At 65.6% G+C, this 21,812-nt stretch carries 20 protein-coding genes; 5 read left to right on the plus strand and 15 right to left on the minus strand.

What is annotated here, in order from left to right; translation table 11 throughout:
- Window positions 1–274: 274 nt before the first annotated feature.
- Complete coding sequence (locus ABIF91_RS05865) at window positions 275–754, plus strand: MarR family winged helix-turn-helix transcriptional regulator (RefSeq protein ID WP_035674821.1); 480 nt, start codon at window positions 275–277, stop codon at window positions 752–754.
- An 80-nt stretch (window positions 755–834) separates the two neighbouring features.
- Here ABIF91_RS05865 and ABIF91_RS05870 read toward each other — a convergent pair whose 3' ends face one another.
- The gene (locus ABIF91_RS05870) at window positions 835–1,917 is read right to left on the minus strand and encodes a hypothetical protein (RefSeq protein WP_035674822.1); all 1,083 of its coding nucleotides are present in this window, start codon (window positions 1,915–1,917) and stop codon (window positions 835–837) included.
- 635 nt (window positions 1,918–2,552) lie between these two features.
- On the opposite strand from ABIF91_RS05870, the gene ABIF91_RS05875 reads away from it, so the two are divergent.
- Window positions 2,553–3,617 carry a ketopantoate reductase family protein gene (locus ABIF91_RS05875; protein WP_284283087.1) on the plus strand — a complete coding sequence of 355 codons (1,065 nt, stop codon included), beginning with the start codon at window positions 2,553–2,555 and terminating at the stop codon, window positions 3,615–3,617.
- Window positions 3,618–3,643: 26 nt separating this feature from the next.
- Here ABIF91_RS05875 and ABIF91_RS05880 read toward each other — a convergent pair whose 3' ends face one another.
- Window positions 3,644–4,504, minus strand: coding sequence for a LysE family translocator (locus tag ABIF91_RS05880; RefSeq protein ID WP_424578800.1), 861 nt, complete (start codon window positions 4,502–4,504; stop codon window positions 3,644–3,646).
- Between the two features lie 182 nt (window positions 4,505–4,686).
- Between ABIF91_RS05880 and ABIF91_RS05885 the strand changes: the two genes are divergently transcribed.
- On the plus strand, window positions 4,687–5,505 hold the full coding sequence (locus ABIF91_RS05885; protein ID WP_028177914.1) for a YkgJ family cysteine cluster protein: 819 nt from the start codon (window positions 4,687–4,689) through the stop codon (window positions 5,503–5,505).
- Between the two features lie 105 nt (window positions 5,506–5,610).
- Entirely contained in the window at window positions 5,611–7,125 is a 1,515-nt protein-coding gene (locus ABIF91_RS05890; RefSeq protein WP_028177915.1) for an ATP-binding protein, read from the plus strand.
- An 11-nt stretch (window positions 7,126–7,136) separates the two neighbouring features.
- On the opposite strand, the gene ABIF91_RS05895 is transcribed toward ABIF91_RS05890, so the two are convergent.
- From ABIF91_RS05895 to ABIF91_RS05945, 11 genes are all read right to left on the minus strand, one after another.
- A complete protein-coding gene (locus ABIF91_RS05895; protein WP_035717559.1) occupies window positions 7,137–8,195 on the minus strand; it encodes a HoxN/HupN/NixA family nickel/cobalt transporter in 1,059 nt (352 codons plus the stop codon).
- A 161-nt stretch (window positions 8,196–8,356) separates the two neighbouring features.
- Window positions 8,357–9,097, minus strand: a complete 741-nt coding sequence (locus tag ABIF91_RS05900; protein ID WP_028177916.1) for an ABC transporter ATP-binding protein — start codon at window positions 9,095–9,097, stop codon at window positions 8,357–8,359.
- Window positions 9,094–9,942, minus strand: coding sequence for an ABC transporter ATP-binding protein (locus tag ABIF91_RS05905; protein ID WP_424578801.1), 849 nt, complete (start codon window positions 9,940–9,942; stop codon window positions 9,094–9,096). The genes ABIF91_RS05900 and ABIF91_RS05905 overlap by 4 nt, the downstream gene beginning before the upstream one ends.
- On the minus strand, window positions 9,942–11,765 hold the full coding sequence (locus ABIF91_RS05910; RefSeq protein WP_028177918.1) for an ABC transporter permease: 1,824 nt from the start codon (window positions 11,763–11,765) through the stop codon (window positions 9,942–9,944). Before ABIF91_RS05910 ends, ABIF91_RS05905 begins: the two co-directional genes overlap by 1 nt.
- Before the next feature lie 56 nt (window positions 11,766–11,821).
- On the minus strand, window positions 11,822–12,979 hold the full coding sequence (locus ABIF91_RS05915) for an ABC transporter substrate-binding protein (protein WP_028177919.1): 1,158 nt from the start codon (window positions 12,977–12,979) through the stop codon (window positions 11,822–11,824).
- A 58-nt stretch (window positions 12,980–13,037) separates the two neighbouring features.
- Window positions 13,038–13,613 (minus strand): alkylhydroperoxidase domain protein, encoded by a 576-nt coding sequence (locus ABIF91_RS05920; protein ID WP_028177920.1) that lies wholly within the window; start codon window positions 13,611–13,613, stop codon window positions 13,038–13,040.
- Window positions 13,610–14,224, minus strand: a complete 615-nt coding sequence (locus tag ABIF91_RS05925) for a CMD domain protein (RefSeq protein WP_028177921.1) — start codon at window positions 14,222–14,224, stop codon at window positions 13,610–13,612. Before ABIF91_RS05925 ends, ABIF91_RS05920 begins: the two co-directional genes overlap by 4 nt.
- A 37-nt stretch (window positions 14,225–14,261) precedes the next feature.
- Window positions 14,262–15,296: a putative FMN-dependent luciferase-like monooxygenase gene (locus ABIF91_RS05930; protein WP_028177922.1), complete on the minus strand. Its 1,035-nt coding sequence runs from the start codon at window positions 15,294–15,296 to the stop codon at window positions 14,262–14,264.
- 52 nt (window positions 15,297–15,348) lie between these two features.
- The gene (locus ABIF91_RS05935) at window positions 15,349–15,720 is read right to left on the minus strand and encodes a carboxymuconolactone decarboxylase family protein (RefSeq protein ID WP_424578802.1); all 372 of its coding nucleotides are present in this window, start codon (window positions 15,718–15,720) and stop codon (window positions 15,349–15,351) included.
- Window positions 15,721–15,807: 87 nt separating this feature from the next.
- The gene (locus ABIF91_RS05940) at window positions 15,808–17,466 is read right to left on the minus strand and encodes an ABC transporter ATP-binding protein (protein ID WP_424578803.1); all 1,659 of its coding nucleotides are present in this window, start codon (window positions 17,464–17,466) and stop codon (window positions 15,808–15,810) included.
- Between the two features lie 217 nt (window positions 17,467–17,683).
- Entirely contained in the window at window positions 17,684–18,808 is a 1,125-nt protein-coding gene (locus ABIF91_RS05945) for a PLP-dependent cysteine synthase family protein (RefSeq protein ID WP_063709766.1), read from the minus strand.
- 190 nt (window positions 18,809–18,998) lie between these two features.
- On the opposite strand from ABIF91_RS05945, the gene ABIF91_RS05950 reads away from it, so the two are divergent.
- Window positions 18,999–19,508: an Lrp/AsnC family transcriptional regulator gene (locus ABIF91_RS05950; protein WP_035717562.1), complete on the plus strand. Its 510-nt coding sequence runs from the start codon at window positions 18,999–19,001 to the stop codon at window positions 19,506–19,508.
- Window positions 19,509–19,518: 10 nt separating this feature from the next.
- On the opposite strand, the gene ABIF91_RS05955 is transcribed toward ABIF91_RS05950, so the two are convergent.
- The gene (locus ABIF91_RS05955; RefSeq protein ID WP_028177924.1) at window positions 19,519–20,946 is read right to left on the minus strand and encodes an NAD(P)-binding domain-containing protein; all 1,428 of its coding nucleotides are present in this window, start codon (window positions 20,944–20,946) and stop codon (window positions 19,519–19,521) included.
- 31 nt (window positions 20,947–20,977) lie between these two features.
- Window positions 20,978–21,811 carry an ABC transporter permease gene (locus tag ABIF91_RS05960; protein WP_407059930.1) on the minus strand — a complete coding sequence of 278 codons (834 nt, stop codon included), beginning with the start codon at window positions 21,809–21,811 and terminating at the stop codon, window positions 20,978–20,980.
- Window position 21,812 lies beyond the last annotated feature (1 nt).

Below are 21,812 nucleotides of genomic sequence, written 5' to 3' on the forward strand. Positions count from 1 at the left end.
CAAAAGAAAAAGCCCCCAGGGGGCATCCCGGGGGCTTTCTTGGAGGTCTCACATCGCTGCCTGTCGCAACGGTCAAGAGCAGCAAATTCTGAGTGTGAAGAGACGTAATCTAATTAATTGTTTTTTGCAATCGCCGAAGCGCCGATTTGTTTTTGCGATGCGGTGTCTACCGTTCCATCTTTACGCGAAGTCCGAGACGGCTCCGCAATATCCGGCTAAAATACTGCTCCAGGGCACAACAAGAAGAACGATCAGAGCAGAATGGGGCAGCTGGATGATCGAGAAGAAACTCGACAGGGCGATCATGGACTTCGTCTGGAACGTCGTCGAAATTCACTCGCAGCTGGAGAACATTCACACCAGCTGGGCCGGACTGCTGGGCATTACCCAGCCGCAATGGCTGATCCTGATGGCGATCACCGAACTGGACGAGGGGCGCGGCGTCGCCGGGATCGACATCGCCAAGAAGCTGCGGGTCCACCCGGCTTTCGTGACCAACCAGACCAAGACCCTCGAAAAAGGCGGCTTTCTGTCACGACGACCGGCCGCGGACGATGCCCGCTTCGTCCTGATGTCGCTCACGGCGAAGGCGACGACCGAGATCGAGAAATTATCGAAGCGAAAGCTCGCCCTGAATTCGACGATGTTCAACGATTTGGACGAAAAGACCTTGGCTGAATTGAACGCTTCGCTCGCAATGATCGCCAAGAACGCCCGGCTGGCTGCGCGATTGCTGGCTATCGACGCGTCCTGATCGGCCGATGCCGAGCCCAGAATGCGAGCCGGACGCTGCTGTCGTCGCGCCGCGGGGTCCTGCAATGCCGCCGGACCAGGCTAGAGGTGGGTCACCGGGTCGAGCTTGCGGGCAGTTCCAAGCTTGCTGTCGAGCCACTCGACAATGAAGTCGTCAACGGCAACGAAATTCTCGACCTCGCCGAGCGGGTGCGGGACGTTGTTGGGCACGACGACCGAGCAATCGGCTCCAATCCGCCGGTAGTCGGCTTGCAGCTCGAGAGCATCCTGCTCCCATTCCATGGAGCGACTCCCGACGACCATGAGCAGCGGGCACGGGACTCGACGCGGCGGCAGCATTGCCTCTCTCGAGACCTCGTCAGGGACGGTCTGCCCGAAGCCGGTCATCCAGCGAAGTGACGCCTGACACATGACCGGCCTCACAAGCCCGCCGTCACACACGGCGGCGGCGATCCTGCGATCCGAGAGCGCAAGGCGGGAGGCATGAGCGGCGCCCGCCCCTTCGCCGTAGATACCGATCCGCCGCGGGTCGACATCGGGGCGGGCTTCCAGGTAGTCCAACCAGAACTGAAGCCTGTGCTCCGGCTTGAAGGAGCGATGAACGGTTGAATTGCCGGAATCGACCAGCAGCAGCGACATGGTCCCGCAGAGCGAGGCGGGCAACAGCCTGCTCATCATCGAGCCCAAGGTGGCATCGTCGTCGCTGACGCAGATCACCGCCGGCGCGGCAGAGCCGCGACGAAGCGCGGGCAGGAAGAAGCCAGCCAGGGCGCCTTGATCGAAGCAGTCGATCTTGACGCGCTCAATCGGCAGACCAGCCTCTGTCTCGAGGCCTCTCAGGCCGCTGCCAACCTCGTCTGCGAGGTCGGCACTCTCGACATCTCCCGGACTACTCAGACTTCTGACGACTTCGAGGGCCGTCAGCGAGCACAGCCACGCTTCCCCGGCAATCTGAGCCGAACGCGTTTCGCGCGCAGATTCGGCCAATACCCGGTAGTCGTCGGCGACCCTCAACCAGTCCGAAATCCACAGATGCCGGTCCGACTCGTGCGCAAGCTCCATGACGGACAGGCTTTCGAAAAACTGGGAGGCTCGATCCCGCAAGTGAGCCAGATTTCGTCCGGCGCCGTCGCACGAACGGTGAGGCGAAGTTTCACCTTCCATGTCAGCCCCCGAACGCCGCCGCCAACCATTGCGCGGACCTGCGTTCAGACTCGCCGGCGTCGCGCTCTGCGCAGCGCCGCGCAGCAAAGCTGCTGCGCAAAGCGATCCACATTTCAAACGAGCGGGCTTGGGCACAAAATCCCGGCCGGCTCACCCCAATCGTCACGTCCCAGCTCCGTCGCTGATACACAGTTTAGCGCCACGCAACCTGCGAGGTTTACGCAGCGGGCTTTGTCGTTTCTTGTTGTGACCGGCGAGTCAAAACCACTCGTGCCGACACAAGACACATGCCCGTGTAAGCCTCGATTGTGAAAGCACGATGTGGTGAAGGGTGCAGCGCACTACCATCGTGTGCCAAACCCGCAGGAGAGAGGCCAAGATCTTCCATTGTGACAGCCTTTCGCGAAGGGCGTGTGACGACGACGGTCGCGCCCGCGAGGAGTGGAATAGCCGAAACGCCAACCCAATTCGGGAAGCTCAATCGCCAAGGTCCGAGCCCCAGCTCCGGGGCAGCGGCGCTTCCTTGTATGCATTATCCCAGTTGCCAACTTCCCGCAGTTCGCCTTACATGCCGCCAACTCGCCCGCGGAGAACGGGCAGGGGCTGAAAATAGTACACAGTCAAAGGGACGGAGCATGGCGCGCAACATATTGATTCTCGGGGCTTCTTACGGCTCCCTGCTGGGCACGAAGCTGCTGATGGCAGGGCATAACGTGACCTTGGTCTGCCGCGCCAAGACCGCGGAGCTGATCAATCGCGACGGTACCGAGGTGCGTATCAAGCTGCGCGACGAGGCGGCGCACCGTGCGATCTTCTCGCGCGACCTGCCCGGCAAGCTCGATGCGGTCACGCCGGCCAATGTCGACCTTTCCCGTTACGATCTGGTCGGCCTTGCGATGCAGGAGCCGCAATACACCAACCACACGGTGCGCGTTCTCATGGTCAAGATCGCCGCGGCGAAACTGCCGTGCCTGTCGATCATGAACATGCCGCCGCTGCCCTATCTGAAGCGGATTCCGGCACTCGCCGACATGGACCTCGAAGAGGCCTACACCAATGCGCAGGTGTGGGAGCGGTTCGAGCCGGGGCTGGTGACGCTGTGCTCGCCCGACCCGCAGGCATTCCGTCCACCGGAGGAAGCCGCCAACGTGCTTCATGTCGGCCTGCCGACCAACTTCAAGGCATCGGTCTTTGCCGACGAGAAGCACAACAAGCTGCTGCGCGAGCTCGAAGCCGACATCGACGCCGTGACGCTCGACGGCCACGACGTGCCGGTGAAGCTGAAAGTGTTCGACTCGCTGTTCGTGCCGCTGGCGAAATGGTCGATGCTGCTCACCGGCAATTACCGCTGCATCACGCCCAGCGAGCCGCAGTCGATCCGCGACGCCGTGCACGGCGATCTCAAGCGCTCGCAGACGATCTACGACCATGTCGACGCGATCGCCCGCCGGCTCGGCGCCGATCCGCAGGACCAGGTGCCGTTCGCGAAATACGCCAAGGCCGCCGAAAGCCTGCTCAAGCCGTCCTCGGCCGCGCGCGCAGTCGCAAGCGGCGCGCCCTTCATCGAGCGCGTCGACCTCCTGGTGAAACTGATCTCGCATCAGCTCGGCGTGCCGAACGCCGAGATCGACCGCACCGTCGACACCGTGGACCAGAAGCTGAACGAGAAGATCGTGCAGGGTGGATCGGGCGCGCCATAACGCGCCGTCTCCGGCGACGTCGGCGCTCAGGCGATCAGGAACGATTGAAGCCAGATCAGGCCGGTCACGGCGACCAGCGTGACCGCGCCGGTGCGCGCGATCAGGTCGGGATGCCCGAGGCGGCGGGCGCCGCGGCCGAGCGTTGCGCCCAGAATGATCCACGCGGCTCCGGCAGTGACGATCTGAAGCGCGATCACGCCGAGCAAGGGCAATAGTTCAAGCGGCCCGGCCCCCAGGGGCAGGAGCAGGAACGCGAAGACAAGCGCTTTCGGGTTCAACAGGGTCGTCAGCAGCACCTGACCGAACGTCACCGCAGCTCCCTCGCGCAGCTCGCGCGTGTTGACACGCCAGAGCATGACGGCGAGGCACAGGATGTAGACGGTCACGGCGACGCGGAGCACGATCGCCGCAATCGGGATGTCGTTGATGACGGGACCAAGCGCCAGCCGGAGCACTGCGATCGCCAGCAGATAGCCGCACAGCTCCGCCGCGAGCAGATGAAGGGAGCGCGAGATGCCAGCCCCTGCGCCTGATGTCGCGAGCAAGGTGTTGGTCGGCCCCGGCACCGCCAGCAGGAAATAGGCCGCCGTGATGAAGGTCAGAAAAGTCATACGGCCGAATAACAGGACTGGGGCTCGCGGATCTTGATCTGCGTCATTCCGTGCCGAGCGTGGGATCACCTCTTTGCATTGCCGCTCACCCAGCTTCGGCGCGACGCTGTTCCCGGTGTGGCACAAACTCAACGACAATCCTTGCGCCTCATCGGCCACACGCCCCGCGCGCGGATCGCTGATATCACGACTGCGTGAGACGACCGCATGCCGGTCGCCATATCCCGGCACTTCGTGGGCAAAGCGAGCCGATTTCCACGTGAAATAAGCTCGCACACGTGCAGGTCCTTCATTCGCGCAAACGTTGCATGCGCGCAGGACGGGCACGGCGTCTTGCCCTGCCACGGGGAGATGAGCAAGATACGTTTCTAAGTCAGGTTTTCGCGACCTGTTAGCCGGTCCGTTTGTTCCGGCGCGATCGCTATGCACTGCTGAGAAGCCAAACAAGAACAACAAGAATGGATCAGGCGATGCTGAGCGTCGTCCGCGCAGTCGAGGCGGGCGCGACGACGATGAAGGGCGTGATCGACGCCACCGGACTGTCCCGTCTCAAGATCGAACGTGCGTTGAACGCGCTGGAGAAGCAGAAGCTGCTGGTCCGCGACGGACAGGGCTTTCGCGCGACCGGCCTGCCGAAGACGACCCGGCCGGCCCGGCAATGCGGATCGTGCAACGCCTGCTGCGATATCCTCGAAGTGGCCGCGGTCGACAAGCCGGTGAACCAGCTGTGCCGGCATTGGCAGACGGGCACGGGGTGCACGATCTATGACCGCCGCCCGCAAATGTGCCGCTCATTCGCGTGCGCCTGGTTGCAAGGCCATCTCGACGACGATTGGTTTCCCGAGACGGCCGGCCTCGTCGTGCATTTCAGCCAGGACGCCGTCAATGTCACCGTCGACGACGGCTGCCCGGATCGCTGGCGCGAGGAGCCATATTTCAGCAAGCTCACCGAATGGTCGCTGAACGGCATCAGGCGGATCGGAAACCGCGGCTATGCCACCCTCGTCGTCTCCGGCACCGAGCGATTCCTGCTGCTTGGACGCACTGCCGTTCCCGATCCGACGCCGTTCGGCACGGCCTTCCTGCCGCTCACGGCCGACACGTTCCGATTCTGGAAGGCGACGTCGCCTGAGCATTTGCAGCGGCTGCACGAGCGAATCGCCGAGATCGAGCGGATCAGGCAGGAATTCGGCTCCTGCGCGATCCCCGAGACCGAGGACGATGATCCGCAAGCCCCCTATCGGCCCGCGCTTCTACGGCTATCCGGGCACGCCTGAACCCCGTCGTGGGCAACGCGGCATGATTCGCCCCGCGCCGCTCGACGCGCCGCGACGGGATTGATAAGCCCCTGTCCGCGAATGATGGGGACTTGAGTCGGGGACATGACAGTTGCGATCGAGATGGGGCAGACCACGGCAGGCGCCGCGGCCGCCATGGACCTCGAGGAACTGCTGGCGACCCGCCTCCTGGTGCAGGGCAATTCGGGCTCCGGCAAATCGCACCTGCTGCGGCGGCTCCTGGAGCAGAGCGCGCCGTGGGTGCAGCAGGCCATCATCGATCCCGAGGGCGATTTCGTGACGCTGGCCGAGCGCTTCGGCCATCTCGTGATCGAGGCCGAGGACCATACCGAGCGCGGCCTTCAGGTCGCGGGCGAGCGTGCCCGGCTGCATCGCGTCTCAACCGTGCTCAATCTCGAAGGGCTCGACGCCGAGAACCAGATGCGGCGCGCCGCAGCCTTCCTCGGCGGCCTGTTCGACGTCGACCGCGACCATTGGTATCCGATGCTGGTGGTGGTGGACGAGGCGCAGCTGTTCGCGCCGGCCGTGGCCGGCGAAGTCTCCGACGAGGCGCGAAAACTGTCGCTCGGCGCCATGACCAATCTGATGTGCCGCGGCCGCAAGCGCGGGCTCGCCGGCATCATCGCGACCCAGCGGCTGGCGAAGCTCGCCAAGAACGTCGCGGCGGAAGCCTCCAACTTCCTGATGGGACGGACCTTCCTCGACATCGACATGGCGCGCGCCGCCGATCTGCTCGGCATGGAGCGGCGGCAGGCCGAAGCCTTTCGCGATCTCGAGCGCGGACAGTTCATGGCGCTGGGACCTGCGCTGTCGCGCCGTCCGCTGCGCCTGAACATCGGCCCGACCGATACAAGCCCGCGCAACTCGACGCCGCGGCTGATGCCGCTGCCGGAGGCAACCCTGGAGAATGCGCGCGCCGTGATCCTGGCGGCACCACCGCCCGATGCCAGCCGGCCGCAGCGCCGGCCTGCGCCGGATCTGCTGGAGCAGCTTCGCGCAGCGAAGGCGGCCGCAGCGCCGGAGATCGGGCCCGAGGTGGCCGAGGTGCCGGTCAGCGCGGAAGAACTCGCCGAGCGGCGCGAACGCGTCGCCCGCACCTTGCGCGCCGTGCTGGCGGAGCCCGATGCCGGCTTCCGCGCCATCGGCGTGCTCTATCAGGAGTTCGTGGTCCGCTGCCGCATCGAGGGCCTCGGCGCGGCGGTGCCGGATCTCAACGAATTCCGCCGCATGCTGACGCATGCGCGCGCCGGGCTGGGGACTGATCTCACTGAAGACGACGCCTGGCAGGACGTCACGCTGCGTGCCTCGATCCTGCCCGACGACATGCAGGGCGTGTTCATGATGATCGCGCGCGCGGCCAAGGAAGGCTGGCCGTGTCCCGGCGATGCTGCGATCGCCCGCGCCTACGGCTCGCATTCGCTGCGCCGCGCGCAGCGGCTGCTCGGCTACATGGAAGAGCAGGGCCTGATCGTCTGCCAGCTCGATGGCGGCGGACGCCGGATCGTGACGCTGGTGGAACTCGCCTGGGCGACGGCGCCGGGCGATCCCAACGCCGACGACTTGCCGGTGGAACAGGTACCGAGCGCGGCTTCGCTCTGAACCGGTAGAAATCAGGGACGTCTCACCACGACGGCCTCGGTCGCATCGAAGCCTTCTACCGCGTCCGCGGAACGTCGCCCGTCATCCGAGAACATGCGGCGATAGAGCACGATCGAGGCGAGCCATGCGATCGCGAACAGCGCGATCACGGCGAAGCCGACATTCGCCAGCGACTCGTTCAGGCCATCGACCAGCGTCCACATGCCGCCGGAGAGACCGAGCCGATCGCTGATCAGGCCGAGCGCTTCGATGCCACCGATGAACAGGGCGACCGCGACGGAGGCGCCGGTGATCGTGAGATTGTACCAGAGCTTGCGCAGGGGATCGACGAAGGCCCAGCGATAGGCGCTGACCATCAGCGCCGAATCGGCGGTGTCGACCAGCGCCATACCGGCGGCGAACAGCGCCGGGAAGACCAGGACATCGGCGAGCGAGGCGCCGCGCGCGGCTTCGCTGGCGGAGATGCTGAGCAGGCCGATCTCGGTCGCGGTGTCGAAGCCGAGGCCGAACAGGAACCCGAGCGGATACATATGCCACGGCTTCGTCACCAGACGGAACAGCGGCCCGAGCAGCCGCGCCAGCACGCCGCGGCGGGCGAGAAGCGCATCGAGGCCTGCGGCATCGTGAACGCCCTGCTCTCGCGCCATGCGAAACGTCCGCCACAGGCCGGCGAAGATGGCGAGATTGATGGCCGCGATCACCAGCAGGAACAGCGCCGACACTGACGTGCCGATCAGACCGCCGATCTCCTTGAGCAGGCTGTCACCGCCAAGACTCACGACGCCGAGCGCCAGCAGCATGGTCGCGACCATGACCACGGTGGAATGGCCGAGCGCGAAATAGAGACCGGCGCTGCGCGGCACGCCGCCCGTCTGCATCAGCTTGCGCACGACATTGTCGATGGCGGCGATGTGATCGGCATCGACGGCATGGCGGAGGCCGAAGACCCAGGCCAGCAGCGCGGTCGCCATCACCGTCGGCCGGTCGCCGAACAGCGAGAAGGCCCAGGCGAGCAGCACCACCGTTCCGGGCTCGGTCGCCCGCTCAGACAATTTCGTCACGAACTTCATTCCGTCCCGCTACACACCCTGTCGCGCCAACGGTATGATTTTTTCATAGATTGGTCACACTGGCTAGTCCCGGAGAAGGTGCGTCGTGCCGCGGTTCCAGACGGCGATGGCCGGGACAAGCCGGGCCATGATGGTGCGGGCGCGTCAGCGCACTCGACTAGCTACGCCGCCTCGGAGCCGCCGAGATAGGCGTCGCGCACCCGCGGATCATCCTTCAGCGCTCGCGCCGGACCTGACAGCACGATCCTGCCGGTCTGCAGCACATAGGCTTCATGTGCGATCTCGAGCGCGAGGCTGGCGTTCTGCTCGACCATGAACACCGAGACGCCCACCTGGTTGATGCTGCGGATCAGTTCCAGCACGCGGTCGACGTAGAGCGGCGACAGGCCCATGGTCGGCTCGTCCATCACGATCATGCGCGGCCGGCTCATCAGCGCGCGCGCCATCGCCACCATCTGCTGCTCGCCGCCGGACAAGGAGCCGGCGCGCTGCGACAGCCGCTGGCCGAGCTTCGGGAACAGCGTCAGCATCCGGTCGAGATCCAGCGCCACCGCCTCACGGTCGTTGCGCACGAAGGCGCCCATCAGGATGTTCTCGCGCACGCTCATGTCTGCGAACAGCCGCCGCGCCTCCGGCACCGAGGCGATGCCGCGGCGGACGATCTGCGGCGTGGAGAGGCCGATCAGCGAGGCGCCGTCGAACGTCACCTCGCCCGAGCGCGGTTTGACCAGACCGAGAATGATCTTCATCGTCGTCGACTTGCCGCTGGCATTGCCGCCGAGCAGGCACACGATTTGGCCGCGCGCAACTGTGATCGACAGGTCGAAATGCACCTGGGCCTGGCCGTAGAAGGTGTTGACGTTGAACAGGGCCAGCAGCGGTTCGGGCGAAGGATTCGTCATGCCGCACTCTCCTGCTCCGTCGTGCCTGATAGCCCGTGGCCGAGATAGGCCTCGATCACCTTGGGATCACCACGCACCTCTTCGCCCGGCCCTTCCGCGATCTTCTTCCCCTCGTCCATGACCATGACGCGGTCGGACAGGCGCATCACCATCTCCAGCTTGTGCTCGATCAGGAGGATGGTCAGCCCTTCCGCCTTCAGCTCGGCGACGAGGCCCTGCATCTCCGCGGTCTCGGTCGGGTTCATGCCGGCCGTGGGCTCGTCGAGCAGCAAGAGGCGCGGCCTCAAGGCGAGCGCACGCGCGATCTCGACACGGCGGCGGTTGGCGTAGGACAGACTATAGGCGGGCTGGTCGATCCGCGGCAGCAGCCGCTCGCCGAAGCGGGCGAGAATAGCCTTCACCTCCTCGCGCAATCGTTCTTCTTCCGCCTTGACGCTGGCGGGCCGCAGCAGCGCCAGCCCCAGCTCCAGGAGCGGGCCGATCACCGGCACCGCCGGCTTCACGGCACGCAGACGCGTGTGCGCGCCGATCAGGACGTTGTCCATGACGCTGAGATTGCCGAACACGCGCCCGAGCTGGAAGGTGCGGGCGATGCCTTCGGCCGCGAGCCGTTCCGGCGAGAGACCGGTGATGTCTTGGCCTTCGAAGCGTACGGCGCCGCCATCGGGCCGGTCGAGCCCGGTCACGAGATTGAACAGCGTCGTCTTGCCGGCGCCGTTCGGGCCGATGATGCTGATGAGCTCGCTCTTGGCGAGGTCGAGATCAATGGTATCGACCGCGGTGAGGCCGCCGAAGCGACGCGTCAGGCCGCGCAGGGACAACATGGACGCGTGATGCTCCGCCATCAGATCGTCCCCAACAGGCCCTGCGGCCTGAATCGCACGAGGAGCAGCAGCACGATGCCGTAGATCAGGATGCGGTACTCGGCCGCGATCCGGAAGAGTTCGGGCAGGCCGACCAACGCGACCGATCCGACGATCGCGCCGACGACGTTGCCGAGACCGCCGAGGATCACGACCGTCAGCGCCAGGATGGATTGCTGCGTGTTGAAGGTCTCGTGGTTGATATAGGAGTAAAGATGCGCGGCGATGCCGCCGCTGACGCCGGCGGCGAAACCGCCGAAGATGAAGGCCAGCGACTTGTAGCGGTTCAGGCTGAGGCCATAGGCACGTGCGGCGATGTCATCGTCGCGGATGGCGCGGAAGCTGCGACCGAGATGCGAACCGAGCAGCCGTCCTTGCAGCAGCGCCAGCACGAGCATCACCGCGAAGCTGAACCAGTAGACCGAGGACGGGCTGATCAGGTCATGGCCGAACAGCGACAGCGGCGGGATGCCTGAGATGCCGATCGGACCACGGGTGACGCTCTCCCAATTCAGGATCACCAGCGAGACGATTTCACCGATGGCGAGTGTCGCGATCGACACATAATGCCCGCGCAGGCGGAACGATGGGGAGATCAACAGCGTGCCGAGCGCAGCACTCATCAGGCCGCCGCCGATGACGGCAAGGCCGACCGGAACGGCCAGCGTCAGTGACAGCAGCGCGGAGGTGTAGGCGCCGATCGCGAGCAGCGCGGCGTGACCGAGCGAGACCTGGCCCATCGTGCCCGCGACCAGCGTCAGGCTGAGCGCGAGCATGCCGAGCAGCCAGGCGTTGATCAGGGTCTGGAGCACGTAGAAGGACACCGGGAAGAACGGCAGGACCGCGAAAGCAGCAGCCGCGACCAACAGAGCCCAGCGCGGAATGCGGACCGGACGGCTCGGCGCGATGAAGGTACCGGTGAGCGGCTCGGGCGGGGCCTGCCGCGCGCTGGCGAACAGGCCGTTCGGGCGCAGCACGAGCACGACGACCAGCAGCAGGAACGCGAACAGATTTCGATAGCTGGTGCCGAACACGGCGACGCCGTAGCTCTCCACCAGTCCGAGCAGCAGGCTGCCGATCACCGCGCCGGGCACGTTGCCGGCGCCGCCGACCACTTCCGCGACAACGCCTTTGAGCGTCGCCTGCAGGCTCATCGCGGTGTCGATCTGGTTGTAGTACATGCCGACCAGCAGACCGGAAACGCCGCCGAGCGCGGCCGCGATGCCGAACACCGCCTGATTGACGCGGTTGACATCGACGCCCATCTGCATGGCGGCGTCGCGATCCTGCGCGGTGGCGCGCACGGCCCAGCCGAGCTTGGTGTAACGCAGGAACACGAACAGCAGCAGCGCGCTGGTGATGCCGACGCCGGCAATCAGGAGATCGAGCGGTCCGATGGTGCCGCCACCAAGCTGAAAGCGAACGTCAGGCAGTTGGCTCGGCAGCGCGCGCGGATTGGGCGAGAAGGTCAGCATCACCAATTGATCGAGCACGAAGCTGATGCCGATGGTCGCGAGCAGCGGCGCGATGCGCACCGAGTTCTGGAGCGGACGCAGGCCGAACCGCTCGATGATCAGGCCCACCATCGCGGCGGCCACCGCCACCACGATGATGGTCAGCGGCAGCGGCGTATGCAGCCGCACCACCGCGACCCAGCCGATATAGGCGCCGACCAGGTAGATCGATCCTTGCGCGAAGTTGATCAGCCGGCTGACGCCGAAGATCAGCGCGAGCCCGACCGCAACGAGAGCGTAGACATTGCCGACGATCAGCCCGTTGATCGTGTAGTCGAGCCAGGAAGACAAGCGATGATCCCCGCGAAAAGAGAAGTGCGGCCGGAGCGCCCACGCCGGCCATCAGGTCAGGTCGGCTTGCCGTCCCACAGCGTGAACTGGCCCTTGCGCACGACGAGCTCGGCGTTCATGGCACCCTTGACGCGGCGGCTCTCGACGTCGAACGTCGCCTGGCCGTAGATGACGCTGGAGACGTCCTTCACCTTGGCGAAGGCGTCTCGGATGGCGCGGCGGTCGGTGCCGCCGATCTTCACAACGGCGGCCGCCATGTTCATCGCGTCATAGGAATAGGCGTTGAAGGCGTCGGGCTCCTGTCCGTTGTACTTGGCCTTGAAGCCCGCGATGAACTTCTTCACCTCGGGCCTCGGATCCTCGGGAAAATAGCGCGTGCCGAGATGCACGTGCTCGACCGCTTCACCGCCGAGCTCCAGGAATTTCGGCGAGTACACCGAGCTTGCCGCGCAGATCGTCTGCTTCAGACCGACCTGGCGGGCCTGGCGGGCGATCAGCGCACCGTCGGAATAGTAGGAGATCAGGATCAGCCCGTCCGGACTGGCGTCGCGCACGCGCACCAGCGTCGAGCGGAAATCGCGCTCCTCCGCGATGTAGCCCTCGGTCACCGCGATCTCGGCGCCGTACTCCTTCGCCGCCTTGACGAAATGGTCGCGGCTGGTGCGGCCCCAGTCGGTGTTGAGGTGCAGCACCGCGAGCTTCTTCAGGCCAAGGCGCCTGACGGCATAAGACGCCAGCAGCGGCTGCTCGTCGGCCTGGCTGACGGACGTGCTCCACATGAAGTCGCCGCCCTTGGTGAAATCACGGTGCGAGTTGGTGAAGCCGAACTGCACGAGGCCGCCGCGCTGATAGATCGGCGAGGCCGCCATCGAGGCAGGACTGGAGAAATCGCCAAGCTCCATGACGATGCGGGGATCGGAGACGAATTTCTGGGCGATCGCCACCGACTGGCGCGGATCGCTCTGGCTGTCCTCGAACTGGTAGGCGAGCTTGCGTCCGTTGATGCCGCCGGCGGCGTGACTCTCGTCAAGCGCGAGATCAAAGCCCTGCTTCCACTGGGCGCCATATTGCGCGTTTGGCCCGGTCAAGGGACCGCTGACGCCGAGCAGGATCGGTTCGGCGGATTGCGCAAGGGCGGCGCGCGAAAACGCCGCTCCCGCCATCATGGCGACGAGTGAGCCCCTGACCAAGGTACGGCGATCGATGTTGCTCATGCACGGCTCCATCCATTCAACGTTGAAACAGCAGCAATTCTCGTGCCGGTGAGATTGCCTATTTCGAGGGCTCGCCAAGCGACAGCATCAGCCGGTTCGCCCAGTTGAAGAACGAGGCGCCGTTGATGACGTCGACGATCTCGGCATCGTCGAGCCCCGCACGGCGCAGCTCCGCGATATTGTCGGGACCGAACGCGATCGGCGTCGCGGCCAACGCCACGGACGCCTTGACCACGGCATTCCAGCGTTCGCCGAGATCGGCCTTGATGCCTTCGTCGAGCAGGCGCTGCACGTCGTCGCGGCGTTTGGAGTAGGTGCTGGCGAACCGCGCATGCACGGAGGCGCAGTAGATGCAACCGTTGTAGCGCGAGGTTGCCGCCGCCGCGAGCTCGCGCTCGGCGCGCGGCAGGCCGTCGGCCACATTATAGAAGATGTCCTTGTCGGTCCTGGTGCGGGCTTCCAGCACCTCGGGATCGCGCACCAGGAGTCGGAAATATTCCGACTTGGCGCGGGCGCGGTCGACCAGACCGGCGAAGTGCCGTTCGGTCAGCTCGGTCTCGGGCAGCGGATCGATCCACGAGACCCAGCCGAGCTCGTCCTGGGTGAAGACGACGGGCGGGTTGACGGTGTTCATGATGCGACCTCCTGCGCGCTTGCTGCTGCGAGCGTGCGCAAACCGCTGACGACGCGCACCTGGAACGACAGGAACGCAACGAGCTGAGAGAGCGTGACGATGCCGGTGCTCGACCAGCCGGCGGCCAGCAACGCCTTCATGTCGGCGGACGCGGCATCGCGCGGGTGGAACACCAGGAGATGCGCGTGCTCCAGTGCCGCGACCAGCCGGGTGCCGAGGACAGGTTTGCGCTCCGCGCTCACGCGATAGATCAGCCCAGCCGTGTTCTCGATCGACAACGGACCGGCCGGATAGGCGCCGTACGGCCCGGACGTCTTGCCGTGCTCGGTCTCGGCCTTGATCGCTTCGAGCACGGACGCTGCATCCGCGCTCGTGGCAAGCTTCTCGCGATAGAAGGCGGCGACGGGGGACTCGCCATGAAGCCCGGTCACGAAGGCCGCGACCGCCGCGCGCTCGGAAAGCGAAAACTCGCTCGGGTCGATCGGCTCAAACAGGGCGAGATAGCTCTTTTGCGCATTCTCGCGCGCCTGAAGACGACGCGTGCGGATGGCGTCGAGAGCCGATCCTGGCTCGATCCCGGCGAGCGTGTCGATGATATCTTGTGTACCCATCAGTCAGCCTCGTGCAGCGCGAACATGTTCATTCCGGCTAGCCCGCCAGCGCCACTTCGGGTGCCGTCCGGGTCCAGCCCAGCGCCGGCGCGACCTTGTCGGCGACGAGCTCGATCGATCGCAGCACATAAGGATGCGGCGCATCGACCGAATGCACCTGGAAGACGAGATCGGTCACCCGCTCCAGCGTGGCATCCGTGCGGACCGAGGCGATCACCTCGTCGGCGGCGCCGACATGGGTGTCGAACGCGGTGATCATCTCCTCCAGCGTCTCGCCCGGGGGAAGGTGACCGCCCTTCATGAATTGCGGCAGCGCGCGCCGCAGTCCGATGTCTGCGAGGCGCATCGCCTCACGATGGTCGTCAGCGACGAAGACGCTGCGCGAAGCCATGATGCGCGGCTCGCATCCCGACGGCAGCGCTGCGAGATAGGCGTCGATGATAGGGTTCTGGATCTCAGCCAGCGTGGCCTTCGGCGCATCCTTGGCCCGCGGCTGGGTGCGCGACAGCAAAAGGCCGTCGCCGGCCTTGCCGGCCCGGGCGCCACCCGCGACCGAGAATGTCGCCTGCCAGATGCGCTTGTCCAATTGTGGCCGCAGCGGATAGAGCGTGTCACCGCCGTCGAGCGGCTTGCCGACCAAGGCCGTGCGAACGATTTCGAGATTGCGCGCAAAGATCTCGTTGCGCTGGGCGCTGTCGAGGCCGAAAGCGGCAAAGGCCGAGGGATTGCCGCCGGTGCCGACGCCGAGCTCGAAGCGGCCGTTGCAGAGCAGATCGAGCACCGCGGCGTTCTCCGCAACCCTGACCGCATTCTCCAGCGGCAGCGTGACGATGCCGGTGCCGAGGCGGATGCGCGAGGTCTGCGCGGCGACGTAGCCGAGGAAGGTGAAGGGCGATGGCAGGCCGCCCTCGCGCTCGTGAAAATGATGCTGCGCGATCCACGCGGAATCGAGCCCGGCCTTCTCGGCGTGCACGATCTGCTCGGCGGCGTAGCGATAGCGGTCCGCCGGCGGTGCCTCGTCGAGCAACCGCGTGAAAAATCCAAGTCTCTTCGGCTTTGCCGACCGTGTCATGCCGATCATCGTTCGCTCACGAGCCTCCGGAGTCCAGTCTTTTGCCGTGCCATCACCCAGCCTTGCCCCCGGTCTCCGTTTCCGCAAAGACGCGCCGTGCCACACGGACTGCGTCCAGCGTCGCCGGCCAGCCGCAATAGGGCCCGGTGTGGATCAGGATTTCCCGGATTTCCTCCCGCGTAAAGCCGTTGCGTATCGCTCCGCGCAGGTGGATCGCGAGCTCGTGGGGCCGGTTGAGCGCCGTCAACATCGCAAGATTCATCATCAGCCGCGCCTTGATGTCGATGCCCGGACGCTTCCAAACCGTACCCCATCCGGCCTCGGTCATGACCTCCTGCATGGCCATCGCGAAATCATCGTTCTGCGCTTCCGACCAGGCACGGTCGACATAGTCGTCGCCGAGCATCTTGCGTTTCAGCGCCATGCCCTCGTCAAAATGAGCCGACGTCATCTCGTCCATCTCCTTGCGGCACTCTGTCTTGCGCAAACTCGGATCGTCGTCCCGGACTGCCTATGCATTGCCGACCGCCACATATGCGGAAGGCGCCACCCAGCGCTGCCCCGGGATCGAGCCGAGCAGCAATTGCGTGTAGGAATGCTCGGGCCCGGCGAACACGGACGCCGTCGGCCCCTGCTCGACGAGCCGTCCGTTCTGCATCACCGCGACGAAGTCGCAGATTTGCGCGGTGACGCGCAGATCATGGGTGATGAACACCAACGAAATGCCAAGCCGCTGACGCAGCTCGGCGAGCAGATCCAGCACCTGGGCCTGCACGATGACGTCGAGCGCGGAGACCGGCTCGTCGGCGACAAGCACTTTTGGTTCGAGCGCCAGCGCACGTGCAAGGCCGATACGCTGGCGCTGGCCTCCGGAGAACTCATGCGGATAGCGCTCCAGTGCGGCCGGATCGAGACCGACCATGGTGAACAGCTCGGCCGCCCGCGCGTAGGCGGTGCTGCGGGGAACACCGAGCTCGAGCAGGCCCTGAGCCACCAGGTCGCGCGCCCGGCGCCGCGGATTGAGCGAGGCGAAGGGATCCTGGAAGACCATCTGCATAGCCTTCGAACGCTTACGCAATTCGCGCGGCTTGAGCGCGCCGTAGTCGATGCCGTCCAGCCAGATCTTGCCGGCGTCGGGTTCGAGCAGACGGACGATGCAGCGTGCCAGCGTCGACTTGCCCGATCCGCTCTCGCCGACGATCCCGATCGTGGCGCCGCGCGGCAATTCCAGACTCACCTCGTTGACGGCCAGCGTGTGCCGCTTGCCGAAGCCGAACAGTCCCGGCGAGGCGTAGACCTTCGAGACCTTGTCGAGCACCAGCACCTTGTCCTGAGCCTGCGGGCGCGGCGGCGGCGCGATCAGCTTCGGGACCGCGGCGATCAGCCGGCGGGTATAGGGATGCTTCGGTGCACCAAGCACCTGCTGCGCCGTGCCCTGCTCGACGATGCGGCCCGACTGCATCACCGCGACGCGATCGGCGATGTCGGCGACGACGCCGAAATCATGGGTGATGAAGAGCACGCCCGTGCCGGTCCTCGCCTGAAGCTCGCGGATCAGGGCGAGGATCTGCGCCTGCGTGGTGACGTCGAGCGCGGTGGTCGGCTCGTCGGCGATGAGCAGGCGCGGCTTGAGCGCCAGCGCCATCGCGATCATCGCGCGCTGACGCTGCCCGCCGGAGATCTGGTGGGGGTAGGACCGCATGACGCGCTCGGGATCGCGGATGTGAACGCTCTCGAGCAGCGCAAGGACGCGAGCGCCGATCTGCTCGCGGCCGAGATCAGTGTGAAGCTCGAACATCTCGGCGATCTGCCGTCCGATCCGCTTGATCGGATTGAGCGTCGTCATCGGGTCCTGGAAGATCATGCCGATGCGCGCGCCGCGGATCCGGCGCATTGCGTTTTCCGGCAGGGAGGCGAGATCCTGCCCTTCGAACAGGATGCGGCCGCGCGCAATCGAAGTCGAAGGCGGCAGCAGGCGCATCACGGCGCTTGCCGTCATCGACTTGCCCGAGCCGCTCTCGCCGACGACGCAGACGACCTCGCCGGGCTTCACGTTGAGCGACACGCACTCGGCGGCGAACGCGCGATCGGCCCCGGGCGGAAGGCTCACCGCGAGGTCGTCGAGCTGGAGCAGCGTCGCATCGCGCTCCCCACTGACTGACAAGCCCATCGCACTCACGCCCCAAACCCCGCGTTCGTCATTAGCCTTTGATGATCTCCAGCCGGCCCGGGCCCGATGATGTCCATGGCTTCCGCCTTGCACAAGGCGGCATTGTGCAAAGCTGCTACGTCGTTATTCGGCCCTTCGCAAGCCGGAGGCCGGAACACGCGGCGTGCGGCTGAAATCGGAAAATCCATTCTCTGCCCGGCGCTGCGCATGGAAGCGATCAACCTCCGACACGGGCGCGCGGCGGCGGCGCTTGAATCGGCTCCGGGCGCGCCGGATCCGACGACACGTCGGGCACGGCAAGCATGGCTTCGAGCTGCCGTTGATAGGGCGCGCAAGACAGTTTGCGTTTCGCAAGCCAAGTATCCTCGAACAGCGTGCTGCGATACCGTTCGCCGGAATCGCACAGGATCGTAACGAGCGCGCCGCGCTCACCGGCCGCGGCCATCTCCTGCATGATCAGCAGTGATGCCCAGAGGTTGGTGCCAGTCGATCCGCCGCAGGACCTTCCGATGAACCGGGACATCACGCGCGCCGCGGCGATGCTCGCCGCATCCGGCACCGCGATGGTGCGCTCGATCAGGTCCGCGACAAAGGATGCTTCGACCTGCGGACGGCCGATGCCCTCGATCACAGAGCGGCCCCGCCACGTCCGCACGTTCCGGTCGGCCATATGTCGGTGGTAGACCGATTCCACGGGATCCGCGAGGCAGAGCCGCGTGGTGAGACCGCGATAGCGGATGTAGCGGCCGATCGTCGCGGCCGTGCCGCCGGTGCCGGCGCCGCACACAACCCAGGTCGGAACACGGTGCTCTTCCTCGGACATCTGATGGAAGATCGACTGGGCGATGTTGTCGACCCGCCAGTCGACCGCGCGCTCGGCAAAGGTGAACTGGTCGAGATAGCAGCCGCCGGTCTCATCGGCGATGCGGATGGCAGCGGCGTAGATCTCGCCGGGCTCGTCAACGAGATGGACCTCCCCGCCGTTCGCGACGATCTCGGCCTGCTTCTCCGCCGTCGTCGTCCTCGGCATCACCGCCACGAAGCGCAGGCCGAGGAGGCGTGCGAAATAGGCTTCGGACACGGCCGTCGAGCCGCTGGAGGCCTCGACCACCGTCGAGTTCGGGCCGATGCGCCCGTTGCAGAGCGCATAGAGGAACAGCGAACGCGCGAGACGATGCTTGAGGCTGCCGGTCAGATGCGTCGTCTCGTCCTTCAGATACAACGTCAGGCCGGGCATGCTGGGCAGCTCGACCTTGAGCAGATGCGTCTCGGCGCAGCGCGTTCGTTCCATCTCGATGCGGCGTATCGAGGCATTGACCCATTCACGACAAGGCGGCGTCATCAGCGAAACTCTTCCAGCGATGCCGTGAGCGTAGCGAAGCCGGGCCGCAGTTTGCTTGCTTCCTGCCGCCTTTGACGGCAGCATGACGAATTTTTTTGCTCGCAAACGCGGATATCCAGCAATAGCATTGTCGTGGAATTGAGCTCGGCAACACGAAACTTCCACTCTCTTCGCTGCATTCGGAGATCGCATGCTCGCCGAACTCGATCGCAAGATACTGGCGACGCTCCAGGTGGACAGCAGCCTGTCCGTGCAGGAGGTTGGAGACCGGGTCGGACTGAGCTCGACGCCGTGTTGGCGCCGCATCCAGAAGCTGGAAAGTACGGGTTACATCCGCCGCCGCGTCGCTTTGCTCGACGCCGACAAGCTCAATCTCGGCGTCAGCGTCTTCATCGCGGTCAGGACCAACCAGCACAACGCCGAATGGGCGGCGCGCTTCAAGAAGACCGTGATCAGCTTTCCGGAAGTGGTCGACTTCTTCAGGCTCAGTGGCGACGTCGACTATCTGATCCGCGCAGTCGTGCCGGACATCGCCGCTTATGACGACCTCTATCAGCGGTTGATCGCGAAAATCGATCTGCACGACGTCTCGTCGATGTTCGCTATGGAACAGATCAAGTCCACGACCGAACTGCCGCTGATGTATGCCTCGACCGGCCGCGGCCGCGAGGGCTCGTCGCGGCACTCGGCGGCGATGTGAGTTCGCCGCTTCAGCGCGCGACGGCGGCTGGCTTGTAGCCTTCGTTCGGATCCGACACGTCGTAGGCGGCGAACTGTTCGTAGAAGACGTCCGCGTCGGCCTGGAACAGATCGCGCGAGATCGCCTGCACCAGCGCCGAGACGCCCCAGGGCATGCCGTTGATGCCGGTGCAGATCGGCCCCTCGCTCATGAGGCCGGCGCCGTTGAGCAGATGCAGGTTGCGCAAGACCCGATCCGCCTCCGGGGTTCGCCCCACCGCCTGGATGCCCGGCGTCAGGTACGGATAGTTTGCGATGTGGGTGTCGACCCTGTCGGAGCCCGGCGTGAAGCGGTCCCTCCAGAACAGCATGTCCGGAACGAGGGGCGCCAGATAGGGCACCTTGGCAAGGTCGACCTTGAAGCCGGTGCCGAGGATGGCGAAGTCGGTCTCGAAGGTACCGTTCGGCGTGGTGATCGCAAGCCCATCGCCGGCCGCCTGCATCGCGGTCCAGCCGTCCGAGAGCCTCAGGTCAAGATTGGCGTGGGCGCGGCAGCGCTCCAGCGTATCGGCAGGCGGCGGGGTCGGCAGCGCGAAATAGCGGCGCATGAAGCGCAGCTTGCGCGCATCGTCGAGCATGCGGAAGTTGCGGAAGAAGCCGGCGAATTCGAGATAGCGCAGTGCGCTCACCTCCGGCAGGCGCGGCCGCCGCACCGAATGCCGGACTTCGCGCGCGCCGGCCTCCAGTGCAGTGGCGGTGTTGTCGAACGCCGAGGCGCCGGCGCCGAGCACGGCAACTCGCTTGCCCTTCAACGCCGTAAAATCGACCGGCTCGGAACTGTGCGCCCATAGATGCCGGGGCGCGCAGTGCGCGAAAGCCGGGATGTTGGGGCCGCCGGCACCATCGATGCCGGTGGCGACCACCACCTTGCGCGCCACCACGACGCGCGAGCCGCGCGGCGTCTCCAGCGTCACGCGCAAGGCCTCGCCCGCGTATTCGATCCGCTCGACGCTGGTGTTGTTCTCGACCGGCAGCGCGAGATAATCGCGAAGCCAGAGCAGATATTCCATCCACTCTTCCTTCGGGATGCGCACGAGTTCGTCCCACGCCCCGGCACCCTTGCGCGCTTCGTACCAGGAACGGAATGCGGCCGCGGGCAAGCCGTTGTCCGGCCCGGTCAGTTCCTTGACGGTGCGCAACGTCCGCATCCGCGCCCAGGTGACCCAGGGCCCCTCTTGGCCGGGATCGCAGCGGTCGATCAGCAGGACGTTGGTGATCTGCTCGCGCAGCAGTCCGAAAGCTGCCGCGATGCCCGCCTGCCCGGCGCCGACGATGAGAACGTCGACCATAGAGGTACCGTCCTCGGCCTGGTGCTTCAACGGCCAGGCGCGCGCCGGGTAGGAAAACAGCTTCATCTCGTGGCTGAGCCTGTCTTCCAGAGCCTTCAGGGAGCTGTTCATGTCGATGCCGTCTTTTCGGATGGAGTTTCGATCAACGGCGCCTGCGCCTTGGATCGAAGGTTTCATTGAGCGCCTCGCCGACGAGGTTGATGGCGATGACGGTCACGAAGATCGCGATCCCCGGAAAGACCGAGAGATAAGGCGCACTGCGCAGCGCCGGCCGGCCGATGGCGACCATGCCGCCCCACGAGATCACGTTTGGATCGCCGAGCCCGAGAAAGGACAGCCCCGCTTCCAGCAGCACGGCGGTGGCCACCATGATCGAGCTCGTGACGATCACCGGCGACAGGCAGTTCGGCAGGATCTCGGCAAAGATGATCTTAGCCGGCGGCACGCCGACGAGGCGGCAGGACAACACGAATTCGCGGTTACGCAGCGACATGAACTCGGCACGCACCAGACGCGCGATCGGCGGCCAGGACACTACCGCAATGGCGCCGATGATGGCGACGATCGAGGGCTTGAGGATCACCACGAGCGCGATGACGAAGATGAAGTTCGGCGGGGTCTGGAAAATCTCGGTGATGCGCATCAGGAGATCGTCGACCCAGCCCTGCACATAGCCGGCGATGGCGCCGATCAGGATACCCACCGCGATCGCGGCGGCGGTCGCGGCGACCGCGACGATCAAGGACACGCGCGCGCCGTAGAGCAGGCCGGCGACCACGTCGCGCCCGAGTGTGTCGGTGCCCAGGGGCGTCGCGGTGCTCTGGAACGGCGGCGTATAGGGCGTGCCGACCGCGGGCCATGGTCCCTCGGGAAACAGCAGCGGCGCGAACAGCGCCGCTGCCAGAATCGCGAGCAGGATGGCGCAACCGACCAAGACCTGCGGCCGCCCCCAGGGCGTCTGTCGGAATGCACGCAAG

Source organism: Bradyrhizobium sp. USDA 241, from assembly GCF_049739505.1.
Classification (GTDB): Bacteria; Pseudomonadota; Alphaproteobacteria; order Rhizobiales; family Xanthobacteraceae; genus Bradyrhizobium; species Bradyrhizobium liaoningense.

What these genes read in the sequence shown, in the direction of transcription:
- ABIF91_RS05930 (WP_028177922.1), bottom strand. Translation starts at nt 15,296, where the DNA reads ATGACACGGTCGGCAAAGCCGAAGAGACTTGGATTTTTCACGCGGTTG.
- ABIF91_RS05865 (WP_035674821.1), top strand. Translation starts at nt 275, where the DNA reads ATGATCGAGAAGAAACTCGACAGGGCGATCATGGACTTCGTCTGGAAC.
- ABIF91_RS05895 (WP_035717559.1), bottom strand. Translation starts at nt 8,195, where the DNA reads ATGAAGTTCGTGACGAAATTGTCTGAGCGGGCGACCGAGCCCGGAACG.
- ABIF91_RS05925 (WP_028177921.1), bottom strand. Translation starts at nt 14,224, where the DNA reads ATGGGTACACAAGATATCATCGACACGCTCGCCGGGATCGAGCCAGGA.
- ABIF91_RS05875 (WP_284283087.1), top strand. Translation starts at nt 2,553, where the DNA reads ATGGCGCGCAACATATTGATTCTCGGGGCTTCTTACGGCTCCCTGCTG.
- ABIF91_RS05890 (WP_028177915.1), top strand. Translation starts at nt 5,611, where the DNA reads ATGACAGTTGCGATCGAGATGGGGCAGACCACGGCAGGCGCCGCGGCC.
- ABIF91_RS05955 (WP_028177924.1), bottom strand. Translation starts at nt 20,946, where the DNA reads ATGAACAGCTCCCTGAAGGCTCTGGAAGACAGGCTCAGCCACGAGATG.
- ABIF91_RS05870 (WP_035674822.1), bottom strand. Translation starts at nt 1,917, where the DNA reads ATGGAAGGTGAAACTTCGCCTCACCGTTCGTGCGACGGCGCCGGACGA.
- ABIF91_RS05935 (WP_424578802.1), bottom strand. Translation starts at nt 15,720, where the DNA reads ATGGCGCTGAAACGCAAGATGCTCGGCGACGACTATGTCGACCGTGCC.
- ABIF91_RS05915 (WP_028177919.1), bottom strand. Translation starts at nt 12,979, where the DNA reads ATGAGCAACATCGATCGCCGTACCTTGGTCAGGGGCTCACTCGTCGCC.
- ABIF91_RS05950 (WP_035717562.1), top strand. Translation starts at nt 18,999, where the DNA reads ATGCTCGCCGAACTCGATCGCAAGATACTGGCGACGCTCCAGGTGGAC.
- ABIF91_RS05945 (WP_063709766.1), bottom strand. Translation starts at nt 18,808, where the DNA reads ATGACGCCGCCTTGTCGTGAATGGGTCAATGCCTCGATACGCCGCATC.
- ABIF91_RS05900 (WP_028177916.1), bottom strand. Translation starts at nt 9,097, where the DNA reads ATGACGAATCCTTCGCCCGAACCGCTGCTGGCCCTGTTCAACGTCAAC.
- ABIF91_RS05940 (WP_424578803.1), bottom strand. Translation starts at nt 17,466, where the DNA reads ATGGGCTTGTCAGTCAGTGGGGAGCGCGATGCGACGCTGCTCCAGCTC.
- ABIF91_RS05905 (WP_424578801.1), bottom strand. Translation starts at nt 9,942, where the DNA reads ATGGCGGAGCATCACGCGTCCATGTTGTCCCTGCGCGGCCTGACGCGT.
- ABIF91_RS05920 (WP_028177920.1), bottom strand. Translation starts at nt 13,613, where the DNA reads ATGAACACCGTCAACCCGCCCGTCGTCTTCACCCAGGACGAGCTCGGC.
- ABIF91_RS05885 (WP_028177914.1), top strand. Translation starts at nt 4,687, where the DNA reads ATGGATCAGGCGATGCTGAGCGTCGTCCGCGCAGTCGAGGCGGGCGCG.